At 35.2% G+C, this 14,865-nt stretch carries 11 protein-coding genes; 2 read left to right on the forward strand and 9 right to left on the reverse strand.

Annotated features, from left to right (window positions below; genetic code table 11):
- Nucleotides 1-144: 144 nt before the first annotated feature.
- The 3 genes from gatB to gatC are packed head-to-tail and all read right to left on the reverse strand — an operon-like array spanning nucleotide 145 to nucleotide 3,333.
- Complete coding sequence (gene gatB / locus KFV12_RS10850) at nucleotides 145-1,572, reverse strand: Asp-tRNA(Asn)/Glu-tRNA(Gln) amidotransferase subunit GatB (RefSeq protein WP_096075909.1); 1,428 nt, start codon at nucleotides 1,570-1,572, stop codon at nucleotides 145-147.
- 12 nt (nucleotides 1,573-1,584) lie between these two features.
- The gene (gene gatA, locus KFV12_RS10855) at nucleotides 1,585-3,030 is read right to left on the reverse strand and encodes an Asp-tRNA(Asn)/Glu-tRNA(Gln) amidotransferase subunit GatA (RefSeq protein ID WP_111715821.1); all 1,446 of its coding nucleotides are present in this window, start codon (nucleotides 3,028-3,030) and stop codon (nucleotides 1,585-1,587) included.
- 3 nt (nucleotides 3,031-3,033) lie between these two features.
- Nucleotides 3,034-3,333: an Asp-tRNA(Asn)/Glu-tRNA(Gln) amidotransferase subunit GatC gene (gene gatC / locus KFV12_RS10860; RefSeq protein WP_099581026.1), complete on the reverse strand. Its 300-nt coding sequence runs from the start codon at nucleotides 3,331-3,333 to the stop codon at nucleotides 3,034-3,036.
- A gap of 175 nt (nucleotides 3,334-3,508) precedes the next feature.
- On the opposite strand from gatC, the gene putP (KFV12_RS10865) reads away from it, so the two are divergent.
- Together putP (KFV12_RS10865) and putP (KFV12_RS10870) are read left to right on the forward strand one after the other, a co-directional pair.
- On the forward strand, nucleotides 3,509-5,050 hold the full coding sequence (gene putP / locus KFV12_RS10865) for a sodium/proline symporter PutP (RefSeq protein WP_111715820.1): 1,542 nt from the start codon (nucleotides 3,509-3,511) through the stop codon (nucleotides 5,048-5,050).
- Nucleotides 5,051-5,469: 419 nt separating this feature from the next.
- Nucleotides 5,470-6,999 (forward strand): sodium/proline symporter PutP, encoded by a 1,530-nt coding sequence (putP, locus tag KFV12_RS10870; protein WP_254256750.1) that lies wholly within the window; start codon nucleotides 5,470-5,472, stop codon nucleotides 6,997-6,999.
- A 48-nt stretch (nucleotides 7,000-7,047) separates the two neighbouring features.
- On the opposite strand, the gene KFV12_RS10875 is transcribed toward putP (KFV12_RS10870), so the two are convergent.
- From KFV12_RS10875 to KFV12_RS10900, 6 genes are all read right to left on the reverse strand, one after another.
- A complete protein-coding gene (locus tag KFV12_RS10875; protein ID WP_111715816.1) occupies nucleotides 7,048-8,226 on the reverse strand; it encodes a CamS family sex pheromone protein in 1,179 nt (392 codons plus the stop codon).
- Nucleotides 8,227-8,245: 19 nt separating this feature from the next.
- Nucleotides 8,246-10,228, reverse strand: a complete 1,983-nt coding sequence (gene ligA, locus KFV12_RS10880; protein WP_254256751.1) for an NAD-dependent DNA ligase LigA — start codon at nucleotides 10,226-10,228, stop codon at nucleotides 8,246-8,248.
- Between the two features lie 3 nt (nucleotides 10,229-10,231).
- Complete coding sequence (gene pcrA, locus KFV12_RS10885) at nucleotides 10,232-12,400, reverse strand: DNA helicase PcrA (RefSeq protein WP_111715812.1); 2,169 nt, start codon at nucleotides 12,398-12,400, stop codon at nucleotides 10,232-10,234.
- A 4-nt stretch (nucleotides 12,401-12,404) separates the two neighbouring features.
- Nucleotides 12,405-13,088, reverse strand: coding sequence for a heptaprenylglyceryl phosphate synthase (gene pcrB / locus KFV12_RS10890; protein ID WP_111715811.1), 684 nt, complete (start codon nucleotides 13,086-13,088; stop codon nucleotides 12,405-12,407).
- Nucleotides 13,089-13,182: 94 nt separating this feature from the next.
- Nucleotides 13,183-14,079, reverse strand: a complete 897-nt coding sequence (locus KFV12_RS10895) for a M15 family metallopeptidase (RefSeq protein ID WP_111715809.1) — start codon at nucleotides 14,077-14,079, stop codon at nucleotides 13,183-13,185.
- A 21-nt stretch (nucleotides 14,080-14,100) separates the two neighbouring features.
- The gene (locus KFV12_RS10900) at nucleotides 14,101-14,805 is read right to left on the reverse strand and encodes a M15 family metallopeptidase (protein WP_111715807.1); all 705 of its coding nucleotides are present in this window, start codon (nucleotides 14,803-14,805) and stop codon (nucleotides 14,101-14,103) included.
- Nucleotides 14,806-14,865: the final 60 nt, after the last annotated feature.

Below are 14,865 nucleotides of genomic sequence, written 5' to 3' on the forward strand. Positions count from 1 at the left end.
AGTTCATTAAAATAATAGTATCAATTTGATAATAATTGTCAATTATTTTTTAACTGTTAATTATTACGCTTAACTATCATTGTATTATAAAAGCTCTAAAAATAGGCACAAATTGTCCTATTTTCAGAGCTGAAAATAAATATATTAACGTTTTTCTAATTCTTCTTTAAGAATTTTATTAACCATTTGCGGATTAGCTTGTCCTTTAGAAATCTTCATGATTTGACCAACTAAGAATCCTGTCGCTTTGCCTTTACCATTCTTAAAGTCTTCGATTGATTGTGGATTGTTATCTAAAGCTTCAGTAACGAATGCTTTTAATTGCTCAGGATCAGAAATTTGAACTAATCCTTGTTCTTCCATAATCACTTTCGGTGCTTTACCACTTTCAACCGTTTCGGCGAATACTTTCTTCGCAATTTTAGAAGAAATTGTACCGTCTGCAAGTAATTTAACCATTTCAGCTAAATTTTCTGGTGTTAATTTCGTATCATGTAAATCCTTTTGATTTTTGTTTAAATATTCATTTACGCCACCCATTAACCAGTTTGAAGAAAGTTTAGCATCTGCATCTAAAGCAATCATAGCTTCGAAGAAATCTGACATTTCTTTCGTTAATGTTAATACGTGTGCGTCATATGCAGGTAATCCGTATTCCGAAACATATTTCGCTTTACGTACATCGGGAAGTTCAGGAATAGAAGCACGCACGCGCTCTTTCCATGCTTCATCAATGAATAAAGGTACTAAATCCGGTTCAGGGAAGTAACGATAATCATCTGAACCTTCTTTAACACGCATCAGAATTGTTTTACCAGTAGATTCGTCAAAACGACGTGTTTCCTGAAGAATTTCTCCTCCATTTAGTAAAACTTCTTCCTGACGTTTCACTTCATGCTCTAACCCTTTTTTAACATAAGAGAATGAGTTTAAGTTTTTTAGCTCTGCTTTCGTACCAAACTTCTCTTGACCAACTGGACGAAGTGAAATGTTGGCATCACATCTTAGTGATCCTTCTTCCATACGTACGTCAGATACACCAGTGTATTGGATGATTGCTTTTAACTTCTCTAAGTAAGCATATGCCTCTTCTGGTGTACGAATATCTGGTTCAGATACGATTTCTACTAAAGGCGTTCCCTGACGGTTTAAATCGACTAATGAATAACCGTCTTTATGGCTGAGTTTACCAGCATCTTCTTCCATATGAAGACGTGTAATACCGATACGTTTCGTTTCACCGTTGACTTCGATATCAATATATCCATTCTCACCAATCGGCTCATCAAATTGTGAGATTTGATAAGCTTTTGGATTATCTGGATAGAAGTAGTTTTTACGGTCGAATTTCGTAGATGTTCTAATATCCATGTTTAATGCCATAGCAGCTCTCATCGCCCAGTCTACAGCAGTTTTATTCACAACAGGTAATACACCTGGATATCCTAAGTCAATCACGTTAACATTTGTGTTCGGTTCTGCTCCGAAATGTGCAGGAGAAGCCGAAAACATTTTTGATTCTGTTTTAAGTTCTACATGGACCTCAAGTCCGATTACTGTTTCAAAATGCATAGTATATTCTCCTTATAATGATTGATAACGTTCAGACATATTAAATACTTGCTCGTAGTTATATGCAACGTTGTATAATGTTTTCTCATCGAACGGCTTACCGATTAACTGTAAACCAATTGGACGTCCATTTGCTTCTCCACAAGGTACTGAAATTGATGGTAATCCTGCTAAGTTAATTGGAATTGTTAAAATATCATTCGCATACATTGTTAAAGGATCATTGATTTGAGCACCGATATCGAATGCAACAGTAGGTGCAGTAGGTCCAACAATAACATCGTATGCTTCAAATACGCGTTCGAAGTCTTGTTTAATTAACGTGCGGACTTTTTGCGCTTTTTTATAATAAGCATCGTAGTAACCAGAACTTAAAGCATACGTACCCAGCATAATACGACGTTTCACTTCATCGCCAAAACCTTCCTGACGCGTCTTTTTGTATAACTCTTCTAAGTTTTTAGCACCTTCTGCCTGATAACCATAGCGGATACCATCGAAACGCGCTAAGTTCGCTGACGCTTCACTTGAAGAAAGAATATAATACGTAGCTACACCATATTTAGAATTTGGTAACGAAACTTCTGAAATTTCAGCACCCATTTTTTCTAGTTCTTTAATCGCGTTCTGCACTGAAGTACGTACCTCTTCAGACACACCTTCACCTAAATATTCTTTAGGTACTGCAACGCGTAATCCTTTAATGTCCTTTTCAATATTAGAAGAAAAGTCAACATCTTCTACCGGCGCACTTGTAGAGTCCATATTGTCGTGTCCAGAGATAATTTCTAATACTTTTGCATTATCCTTAACATTTCTTGTAATCGGTCCGATTTGATCTAGAGAAGATGCAAATGCAACTAAACCATAACGCGATACGCGACCATATGTTGGCTTCATACCGACAACACCACAGTATGATGCTGGCTGACGAATTGATCCACCAGTATCACTTCCTAAAGAAAATGGTACTAGACTAGCTGCAACAGCAGCGGCAGATCCACCTGAAGAACCACCAGGTACTGCAGAATGATCAAACGGATTGACAGTTTTCTTATAGAATGAGTTTTCAGTTGATCCTCCCATTGCAAATTCATCCATATTTAATTTTCCGACAACAATACCGTTTTCCGCATTTAACTTATTCATAACCGTCGCATTATATACAGGATTAAAACCTGTTAAAATTTTTGATGCACAAGTCGTTTCTAAATCTTTTGTCACGATGTTATCTTTAATCCCCATCGGAATACCGAATAGTTTGCCCGTAGGTTCCTGATTGTCCATCGCCTTCGCTTTATCCATAGCAACAGCTTCATCTAATGCTAAGAAAGAATTGATTGTTGCATCAGTTTGTTTAATATTTTTAAATGTTTCTTCAATTAATTCAGAAGGTTTTACTTTTTTCTCTTGAATCAATTTCGTTAAATTTTCTATAGATTCATATCTTAATGACATTTGTTATTCTCCTCCGTCTAAAATCGATGGTACTTTAAATTGACCCGCTTCAGTACTACGCGCATTTTTTAAGATTTCTTCTTGTGTTAAACTCTTTTCTGCAACATCTTCACGCAATACATTTTGAAGATCTAACACATGGAATGTTGGTTCAACATTGTCTGTATCAACCTCTTCTAATTGATCTGCAAAGTTAAGAATTGCTTCTAATTGAGAGCTGAACTTCGCTGCTTCTTCTTCAGTAATTTCAAGACGTGCTAAATGTGCAACGTGCTTTACCTGCTCGTTTGTTACTTTTGACATGAATATATTCCTCCTGAACTTTATATCATCCTTAAATTTTATCAAATTTTTTAAGAAAAATCTAAAATTATTAAAAATTATCTATGAAAACGCTTTAAAAGGACTTATAATAAAGTGTACAAAATATTCTGATTTAATGTATTAAAGGGATAAAAGGTATAAAGGGGGATAATTAATGTTTTTATTAGGTAATACGTTTCAAAACGTAAAAATCGAAGCAACATGGATGACATATGTCATGATTGCTGTGTACTTCCTGATATTGCTTGGCATCGGATATTACGCCTATAAGCAATCAACAAGCACACTAGATGAGTATATGCTTGGCGGTCGTAATCTTGGTGCTTTAGTTACAGCATTATCAGCAGGTGCTGCTGATATGAGTGGATGGATGTTAATGGGATTACCTGGAGAAGTTTATTCTGTTGGTTTATCTGCAACTTGGATTGCAATTGGTTTAACTGTGGGAGCGTGGTTAAATTATATTTTAGTTGCTCCACGTTTGCGTGTTTATACTGAACTTGCAGATAATGCAATTACGCTACCTGATTTCTTTGAAAAACGTGTGAGTGATCATACTCGTATCTTAAAGATTATTTCAGGTTTAGTAATCGTCGTATTCTTTACATTATATACTCAAGCTGGGATGGTATCAGGCGGGGTATTATTTGAAAGTGCATTTGGATTAAATTATCATGTCGGGTTAATTTTAACGGCAGGTATCGTGATTCTGTATACATTGTTCGGTGGATATTTAGCAGTATCTTTAACTGACTTCTTCCAAGGGGTTATCATGTTAATTGCGTTAGTACTAGTTCCAATTGTTGCATTACTGAGATTAAATGGTTTAGACACATTTAATACAATTACAGAATTAGAACCAACTAACCTTGATTGGTTTAAAGGTACTACAACTATTGGTATTATTTCAGCTGTAGCATGGGGTTTAGGATATTTTGGACAACCACATATTATTGTTCGTTTTATGTCGATTAAATCACATAGAAAATTGCCTGCAGCCCGTCGTATCGGTATTTCCTGGATGGCCGTTTCGTTAATTGGTGCCTGTATGACTGGATTAATCGGTATAGCATTTGTTAATAAGTCAGGTGTTAAGTTAGAAAACCCAGAAACTATTTTTGTAATGATGAGTCAAGTACTTTTTCACCCTTTAATTGCTGGTTTCTTCTTAGCAGCTATTTTAGCAGCGATTATGAGTACAATTTCTTCTCAGTTACTTGTAACAAGTTCAGCTTTAACTCAAGATTTTTATATGTTACTTAAGAAAACTGATATCAATGATGTAACAAGAGAAAAAGAATTTGTATTAGTAGGTAGATTATCCGTTTTATTCGTAGCCATTGTTGCAGGTGCTATCGCCTGGAATCCTAATGAAACAATTTTAGCATATGTTGGTAAAGCTTGGGCAGGTTTTGGAGCTGCATTTGGGCCTTTAGTCTTATTATCACTTTTCTGGAAAGGTCTATCGAAAAATGGAGCAATGACCGGTATGGTTCTCGGAGCTTTAACGGTAATTTTTTGGATTATAATGCAATCTGTTCTAGGAGATGACAAAGGTATATTTGTACTATATGAAATCATTCCTGGATTTATCATCAGCTTCGTTTCTACTGTATTAGTATCTCTGATGACACCAAAGCCAGAACAACGTATTATTGATGAATTTGATGAAATGAAACGTATTGTAAGAAGTTAACCATAATATATTTTTATGAAAGTGACCTCAGATTTATTTTGAGGTCCTTTTTTATTTTGAAAGATGGTGAGGTGCGAAAGTGGCTTCAGACCTATTTTGAAGTCGCTTTTATGTGTATAAGTCACACAAATTACATAGATATATAATTTTTTCGAGAAAATTTAGTTATTTAAAAATTTACTTTTGAAATAAAATATTCTCTTTCATATTTTCAGTATATAAAAACTATATAATGATTTAATATTTTGTCACAATAATAAAAACAGAAAATAAATTTCTTATTTTTCGTCAATGTAAGCGGTTAACTCCCAAACTGAATTTGCTTTAAATACTCACTTCTCTATAATGAAAGACGTACATATTCAAAGATATGTCTTTTTTTATGTCGAAATTTAGTTTCTAAAAATTATAAGGAGGAGATGTCATTGTTTTTAGGTAATACCTTTCAAAATGTGCAAATTGAAGTAAACTGGATGACATATGTCATGATTTTAGCCTACTTCGCAGTATTACTTGCCATTGGTTATTACGCGTATAAACAAGCAACAGGAAATTTAGATGAGTATATGTTAGGTGGTAGAAATTTAGGTCCTTGGGTCACTGCATTATCAGCAGGTGCTTCAGATATGAGTGGCTGGATGATTATGGGCTTACCGGGAGAAATGTATTCAGTTGGGTTAGCTGGATTGTGGATTGCTATTGGACTATCTGTCGGTGCGTATTTAAATTATATAATTGTAGCACCTAGACTACGTGTATTTACTGAGTTAACAGATAATGCAATAACAATTCCTGATTTCTTCGAAAAACGCGTCAATGACCATACACGTGTCTTAAAGATCATTTCAGGACTAATTATCGTCGTATTCTTTACATTATATACACATGCAGGCTTAGTTTCTGGTGGCGTATTGTTCGAAAGTGCTTTTAAATTAGATTATCACTGGGGGTTAATTATTACTGGTGCAATCGTTGTACTTTACACACTTTTCGGCGGTTACTTAGCCGTTTCATTAACAGACTTTTTCCAGGGTGTCATTATGTTACTTTCAATGGTTGTAGTACCGATTGTAGCCTTTATGGAACTTGGAGGTATGGACACATTTGGAACGATTGCAGATGTAAAACCTTCAAATTTAGATTTATTTAAAGGAACAACTTTGATAGGTATTATTTCTGCTTTAGCTTGGGGATTAGGTTACTTTGGTCAACCTCATATTATCGTAAGATTTATGTCTATCAAGTCGCACAAATTATTACCTGCAGCTAGACGTATCGGTATTTCATGGATGGTTGTTTCATTATTAGGTGCTTGTCTTTCAGGATTAATCGGTATTGCATTTATTGCAAAGACTGGCAAAAAATTAGATAATCCAGAAACTATCTTTATCGTAATGAGTCAAATTTTCTTACATCCATTTGTAGCAGGATTTATCTTAGCTGCAATATTAGCCGCGATTATGAGTACTGTGTCTTCTCAACTACTTGTAACAAGTTCAGCTTTAACGCAAGATTTCTACATGTTATTACGCAAAACTGATGACGGTAAAAATCGTGACAAAGAATTTGTTATGGTAGGAAGACTTGCTGTATTCCTTGTTGCTATTGTCGCTACGTTCTTAGCATGGAATCCAAATGATACGATTCTTAATCTTATCGGAAACGCCTGGGCAGGATTTGGCGCAGCGTTCGGGCCACTCGTTATCTTCTCGTTATACTGGAAGAAACTCACAAAACAAGGCGCGATTGCCGGTATGGTGTCAGGGGCGCTTACTGTTATTATCTGGATCATGTTAAAAGACAAAGGTGGCATTTTTGAACTTTATGAAATTATCCCTGGATATATTGTAAGTATACTCGCAACTGTCATAGTTAGTTTAATCACTTATAAAGATAAATATGATGTTACTTCATTGTTTAATGAAATGAAACGAAGATTACATGCATAATAAAAAAGCCATTCAATACAATTTCGTATTGAATGGCTTTTTCATAATTTACTGACGATATACATGAATCGTTGGTTCTTTATCACCTTTATTTTTCACGATTAACGCAAGTGGTTTATCGTTATCTACGATAGAGATTTCTAAATTATCGACTTGACTGAAATTCTTCATTGCTAAGTCTGCAATATATTGTGTAACCCCTACTACTTCTGCTTTACCAAAGTAGTCTAATGGCACATTAATATTCAGCTCTTTAATCGAATCGTTTACAAAATAACCTGTTCCTATGGATTGCGTAAAGTTTGGAAAGTACGTTTGTAGCTGATCGTTAAATTGTTTATAATCATTATTTAATTTCTCATTTAATTTATCTGCATCAGCTGAAGGTAGCAATACATACTTCTCATTTACAGACTTCCATTTTCCAATCTTCTTACTGCTTTCCTCACTTACAGCGTAAGAGACAAAATTCCCTGGAGTAATACTTTCTGATGATGATTGTATAAAGATTGCAAACGTAATCGGAATATCTTTTAATTCCTGTTTCACACGTAAGCGAGATAGTATCTCATCTGCCATTGCTTTCCCTTTTTTCTCAACTTCTTTTTTATCTAAATTTTCACTATACACTTCACCATATGCTTCTTTTTGATAGTAGTAAACACTATTCATCGCAAGGCCGATTGTCATACCGGAAATTCTCTTACGTTTTGCGTCTGATTCCGTAAAGAAGTCCTGTTCAATAATATGCGATAAATAAGCTGGCGATTCTTTTGCAATCTTCGTTGGATCTGTTTCACCTTTATGCGATGGATTCAAACCGAAGTTGGCATATGCATTTTTTTCGATACGTTCATCTTTGTCCATCTTGTCTATTTCAGCTTTTGTATATTGTGGTTCCAGATAACTTTCTACAGCACTTTTTGTCAGTAATTGGCCATCGCGATACAAATACTCATCAGGAGAAAAAACGTTCTTACTGATACGTAATAAACCTGTTTCAAATGCTTCTCCATTATAGCTGCTAGACATATTTGTACTTGTTAATCCACGTGCCTGACTTTCTTTAAACGGTAATAACGTTCTAAAATAGTCATTTGAAATTTGAATATCAGTAGCAATTTGCTTTTCTTCTTTTTCTTTATTCTGCTCATTAGTCGTCGTTTCAGAATTCGAACAACTTGCTAATATAAGTGTCGATAATACTAAATAGCCTAAACGTTTCATCTTTTTCTCCTAACTATTATTACTTAAGTGCTTCTATCATCATTGTTTCATTCCAGACTTCAATACCTAAAGTTTGTGCTTTTTCAAGCTTGCTTCCAGCGTCTTCTCCTGCTATGACTAAATCTGTTTTCTTCGTTACAGAACTTGTCACTTTAGCACCCAGATTAGTAAGTGCTTTTGTTGCATCACCACGTGACATTATATTTAATTTACCTGTCAGTACAATGGTTTTATTACCGAATACCGGATGAATTTCGATATCTTCTTTTTTCTGTCCATTATACGTCATATTAACGCCACTCGCAGCGAGTTTATCAATTAAATTAATAATATCTTCATTTTGCAGATAAGTAACGAGTGACTGCGCCATTTTATGTCCAATATCATCTATTTCAGTTAATGCTTCTATTGTAGCAGATTTTAAGCGATCCATTGTATGATATTCCTGTGCTAATATTTGACTTGCTTTAGCACCTAGATGACGAATGCCTAAACCGAATAATAATCTTTCGAGTGAATTGGATTTCGATGCTTCTATTGCGCTGAGTAGTTTATCTACTTTCTTCTCACCCATGCGTTCAAGCGGTAGAAGTTGTTCACGTGTTAAATTATAAATATCTGCAACATCATGAATGATACCTTCCTGATATAAGCTTTGTACAATGCGTTCACCAAGTCCATCGATATTCATCGCGGTTCTTGAAACGAAGTGTATGACTCCTTCTACAAGTTTCGCATCACATTTCGGATTAATACAACGTAATGCCACTTCTCCTTCAATACGTACAAGTTCATGACCACATGACGGACATACTTCAGGCATATGATAAGTTGTTGCATCCTCAGGTCTACGATCAAGTACGACACGGACAACTTCAGGAATAATTTCACCAGCTTTACGAATAACGACAGAATCTCCGATACGAATATCTTTTTCGTGAATCAGATCTTCATTATGAAGTGATGCACGTCCAACAGTCGTACCTGCAACATTAACAGGTTCTAAAATCGCAGTTGGTGTTACCACACCCGTCCTTCCGATAGATAGTTCAATATCGTTTAATGTCGTTACAACTTCTTCTGCAGGAAACTTATAAGCAATTGCCCATTTCGGTGATTTAGCTGTAAATCCTAATTCATCCTGTTTCGCTAAATTATTAACTTTAATAACGATACCATCAATATCGTATGCTAAATTTTCACGTTTTTCTGTCCAGAGCTTAATATATTCAAAAACTTCCTGCATATCCTTACATAATCTACGTTCAGGGTTTGTCTTAAATCCAATTGCATCAAGTCGATCTAATGCTTCACTTTGACTTGATGCATTAATCTCACGTAAATCATTCACACTGTACAAGAAGATATCAAGCTTTCGTTTAGCGGCAAGCCTTGAATCAAGCTGACGTAATGAACCTGCAGCAGCATTTCGTGGATTTGCTGCCAATTGTTCACCATTTGCAGCGCGTTGTTCATTTAATGCGATAAATGATTTTTTCGGCATATAAGCTTCTCCACGTACTTCAAACGTTAACGGTTCTTTAATCGTTAATGGTATCGCATAGATGGTTCTTAAATTTTCAGTGATATTCTCACCAGTCGTTCCATCACCACGTGTTAATCCCTGAACAAAGACGCCATCCACATATTTTAGTGAAACAGCTAGTCCATCTATTTTTAGCTCTACCATATATTCTACGTTACCTACTTCGTTTCTAACACGTGTATCAAATGCGATTAAATCTTCTTCGCTAAAAGCATTACCTAGACTTAGCATCGGTGTATCATGATTTACTTTATCAAACTTGGATAAAGGTTCAGCTCCGACACGAACCGTTGGTGAATCCTGAGTTTTCAGTTCAGGATGCTTCTCTTCTATAGCAATTAATTCGTGTAATAGCTTATCATATTCTGCATCCGGTACTGTTGGATTATCCAATACGTGATATTCATAATTATATCGATGTAAAAGTTGATGTAATTCCTGAACTCTTTTTTCCATTGGTTACTCCTTTTTTTCAATCGGTGCAAACTGACTTAATAGACGTTTCATACCAACTGATTTAAATATAATATCAAGTTCTGTTGAACCATTCTTTTCACTAACGTTGCTTACTAAACCTTCTCCCCAGGCTTTATGCATAACTTTATCGCCAACTTTATAGTCACTCGGTGCTGCACTCTGCTGGTTTGCTGTACTCGTCATTCGTCTTGCAGGTCCTCGTTTCACACCTTTAGGGTATGTTGGTCTAGTCGGTGTATCTAAAATGTCGTCAGGAATTTCAGTAATAAATCTTGACTTTCTATTCGCCTGAGTTCTACCGAATAAACTGCGCATATCTGCATGTGTTAAATAGAGATGTTCTTCAGCACGTGTAATTGCAACGTACATCAATCTACGTTCTTCTTCCATCTCACTGTCACTATTCAAGCTTCTTGAATGTGGAAAGATCGTTTCTTCAAGTCCTGCAATAAATACCACTTTAAACTCCAGACCTTTTGCTGAGTGCATCGTCATCAATGTAATACCTGCTTCTAAATCTGCATTATCAACATCTGCCACAAGTTGTAAGTCCGTCAGGAAATTAATCAATGACTGTTCTTCGTCGGGTGTTTCTTTTTCATAATCTTTCGGTACACTCATAAACTCCTGAATATTTTCAATACGTGACTGAGATTCTAATGTGTTCTCTGCTTCTAACATACGCATATAACCTGTTTGTTCAAGCACTTCTTCTGCAAGTTCAGAAACAGACAAGAATTCCTGCTGTTTCATAATGTTATCTAACATATTATAGAACTGGACAAGCTTTTCAGTCGTCTTTTTCGGTAAACCGATAAAGTCAACTTCAGCTAAGGCATCAAAATAACTCAAACCATTATTCTCAGCATAGGCTATAATTTTATCTAACGCAGATGGTCCAATGCCTCGTTTAGGCGTATTAATAATACGTGTAAAACTAATATCTTCATTACTATTGGCGATTAATCTCAAATAACTTAAAATATCTTTAATCTCTTTTCTATCGTAGAATTTTGTTCCGCCAACCATCGTATAGTTAACATTTGATTTCATCAAAGTTTCTTCCAGTACACGAGATTGTGCATTCGTACGATATAGAATCGCCATATCTTTTAAAGCATAACCTTCACGCTTTTTCTTCAATATTTCAGATACAATATATTCTGCTTCAGAACGTTCTGACTGTGCTTTATAATAATTAATTTTAGAACCGTGATCATTATCTGTCCATAATGCTTTAGGCTTACGTTCTGTGTTATTTTTTATCACTTCATTGGCAGCAAATAATATATTTTTCGTTGAACGATAGTTTCGCTCTAAAAATATTGTCTTCGCATCTTTATAATCTTTTTCAAAACTTAAAATATTATAAATATCTGCACCACGCCACCCATAGATAGATTGATCTGAATCCCCTACGACACATAAATTTTTAAACTTGTCAGCGAGCATCTTAACAAGCATATATTGCGCCCTATTTGTATCCTGATATTCATCGACGTGAATATACTGAAATTTATTCTGGTAATAATCTAATACATCCGGTACTCGTTCAAATAACTTTAATGTCATCATAATTAAATCATCAAAGTCGAGCGCATGGTTTTTAAGTAATTTCTCCTGATATTGTTTATACACTTTTGCAACCATCACACTCATAAAATCATTTGCATCCGCTTGTGCATCATCAGGTGTTTTTAGTTCATTTTTTAAATTAGAAATCTCACCGACAAACATTCTTGGATCATATTTTTTCGGATCAATATTCTCTTTTTTCAGTATATCTTTTACGACCGAACGCTGATCAGTCGGATCAAGTATTGTAAAATTCCGTTCGATACCTATTCTATCGATATCACGTCTTAAAATTCTCACACACATCGAGTGAAACGTTGAAATCCATATTACGTCTGATGCGTCGCCGATAATATTCTTCACACGCTCTTTCATCTCTTTGGCTGCTTTATTTGTGAATGTTATTGCTAATATTTTATAAGGTGATACATCTTTTTCATCGATTAAATAAGCAATGCGGTGTGTTAGAACACGTGTTTTACCGGAACCTGCTCCTGCCATGATAAGGAGTGGTCCTTCTGTCGTCTTCACTGCATTCTGTTGCTCTTCATTCATGTTCTTTAATAAATCATTCACAATATTAACCCCTAACCTTTACAGTTTGTAATGCACTTTTGATATCTGTATAAATTACATTTCCTACTACGATCGTATCTGCTACTTCGAACATCTCACGCGCTTTCTGTAATGAATCAATACCGCCTCCATAGATAAGTCGCGTTTGATTCAGTCTTTCTTTGGCTGCCTTAACCATACTTACATCTCCATATGTGCCACTATATTCGATATACATCGCTTTCAACCCATACAACTGCTCAATCATATCTGCATAAGCGGCAATATCGTCGTGATTTAAATCTGTATGACTACGCGTTAACTTCGCTACTTTACTTTCCGGATTTAACACTACATATCCTTCCATAGTAAATAAATCATAATCCATCATATGCCCCATCTGTTTAATCGCTTCGTGTAACATACCATTATGAAAATGAACGTTATCACTATTTAACACTGAAGGAATTAAATAATGATCAAACCCTGGAATCGCACTTTCGATATTTGAAATTTCTAATACACATGGTACAGGATAGCGGCGAACGCGACTCATTAAATCTAATACGTTTTCCATCGTCACATTATCTGAGCCACCGATAAAAATTGCATCTGTACCTGATTCACAAATACGTTCTAAATCAATATCGCTGATTTCTTTTGCAGGATCTAACTTGAATACATGTTGCCAGTCTTGAATCTCGTACATAAGGTGTCTCCTTTTATAATAATAATGAATATTATATCATTTTTTTGTGCATTTTTAATGCGAAACGAAACATATGTTTGCATAAAAATAACACCTACTGTGAGGTGTTAATTTCTATTGTTGGTTGCTCTGTTAATGGTTGATCTAATATGGGTTGTTCTGAAGTAAGTTGTTCTGATATTGGTTGTTCTATGGTTAATATTTCTGATGTTGATGCTTCAGTTGTTGGTTGTTCCGTTGTTGCTACTTTTCGAGAGATTTTTTTCGCAACCGGCTTTTTGTATACACCTAAATATTCTTCTAATGTTTGACCAGAGCGGTATAACTTTGCTGCATGAACTTTCCCAACATAGCGAATATGCCACGGTTCATAGCGGTAGCCGGTAATATGCGTTTTATCTTTGCCATAACGGATAATAAAGCCATATTTATGTGCATTTTCTTTTAACCAGTTTCCTTCGGGTGTTTGTCCAAACTGAATACTCATGTTGGCTACTGATTCACGTGAACCGATATCATATGCAAGACCTGTCTGATGCTCTGATTGCCCAGGTTTTGCACTATATGATTCTGCAATTTGCTGACCATCTAAAGCAACAAATTTATCATACAATGCTTTCTGGGCAGCATAACTGCGATATCCACTGCGTACAACAAGATGCATATTATCTTTTTGGGCATCCACAATCATCTTATTTAATATCTTTCTGACATTTTTATTTTCTCCAGGATTATACGTTGATGGTAAACTAATTTTTTTATTTACAATAAGAATTCCGTTAATATATGTCACACCATTTTTAACTTCTTTCTTGTATTTTGTTACCTGTTTTTTCTGCAATGCTTCTTTTTTCTGTTGTACTGCTTTATTTTTCTTTTGTGTGTCTTTTGTATCAGCTGCTTTTTCTTCGCTTTTTTCAGGCTTAATTATAGACTCCGGAAGGCTACAGCTTGTAAGTAATAACACTGATGCTAATAATATTTTCTTCATTTGTTTCTCCTTAATATCGAACTACTTCAAACCAAGGTATTCTTCTAGAGTCAATCCACTTGATTTGACTTTCTGAGCTATTTCTTTACCTAAATATCTCAAATGCCAAGGTTCATATTGATAGCCGGTAATATCTGTTTTGCCTTTAGGATATCTTATGATAAATCCATAATCCTGAGCATTTTCTTTTATCCATTTACCTTCAGCCGTGTTTTCAAAAGAAACTTTAAAATCATCTGTTCCGGCAGTATTGCCTAAATCAAATGCTAATCCTGTCTGATGTTCAGAATGCCCTGGACGCGCACTATACGTATCCGCTTTACTTTGACCGTCTCGTGCTACGTAATTGTTATATAATTCAGTTTGCGTCGCATAACTTCTAAATCCACTGCGTAATACCAGGTTTAGACCTTGTGCATTACCTTGCTGTATTAACTGATCAATCGCTTGTCTTGCTTCTTGTATTTCGCCTGGTGCATACGACTCAGGTAAGGCAATATCTTTATTCACGATTAATATATTATCAATATAAGTTATACCATCTTTGACTTCTTTTTGATGTTTTTTATGGTTTGATGGCGTTGTAGTAGCATCAGAAACAGTAGTCTCTTTTTCTGAAGACATTTCTGTCTGCTGTGTTGAGTTCTTATGTGTTTGTTGATTGGTTTCACCTTGATTACAGGCAGCTAATAGGATAGCTGACAATACTAGCAAAGATTTTTTCATGACTTCTCCTCATTTCATTTACTATTATATGCCAAAAAAAGTACTGAATCAAATATGACC

The organism is Macrococcus epidermidis (assembly GCF_024205965.1).
In the GTDB taxonomy this organism is placed as follows: Bacteria; Bacillota; Bacilli; order Staphylococcales; family Staphylococcaceae; genus Macrococcoides; species Macrococcoides epidermidis.

Excerpts from the sequence above, each read along its gene's own strand:
- KFV12_RS10895 (WP_111715809.1), bottom strand. The coding sequence starts at position 14,079 with ATGAAGAAAATATTATTAGCATCAGTGTTATTACTTACAAGCTGTAGC.
- pcrB (WP_111715811.1), bottom strand. The coding sequence starts at position 13,088 with ATGTACGAGATTCAAGACTGGCAACATGTATTCAAGTTAGATCCTGCA.
- KFV12_RS10875 (WP_111715816.1), bottom strand. The coding sequence starts at position 8,226 with ATGAAACGTTTAGGCTATTTAGTATTATCGACACTTATATTAGCAAGT.
- ligA (WP_254256751.1), bottom strand. The coding sequence starts at position 10,228 with ATGGAAAAAAGAGTTCAGGAATTACATCAACTTTTACATCGATATAAT.
- gatB (WP_096075909.1), bottom strand. The coding sequence starts at position 1,572 with ATGCATTTTGAAACAGTAATCGGACTTGAGGTCCATGTAGAACTTAAA.
- putP (WP_254256750.1), top strand. The coding sequence starts at position 5,470 with ATGTCATTGTTTTTAGGTAATACCTTTCAAAATGTGCAAATTGAAGTA.
- gatA (WP_111715821.1), bottom strand. The coding sequence starts at position 3,030 with ATGTCATTAAGATATGAATCTATAGAAAATTTAACGAAATTGATTCAA.
- KFV12_RS10900 (WP_111715807.1), bottom strand. The coding sequence starts at position 14,805 with ATGAAAAAATCTTTGCTAGTATTGTCAGCTATCCTATTAGCTGCCTGT.
- gatC (WP_099581026.1), bottom strand. The coding sequence starts at position 3,333 with ATGTCAAAAGTAACAAACGAGCAGGTAAAGCACGTTGCACATTTAGCA.
- putP (WP_111715820.1), top strand. The coding sequence starts at position 3,509 with ATGTTTTTATTAGGTAATACGTTTCAAAACGTAAAAATCGAAGCAACA.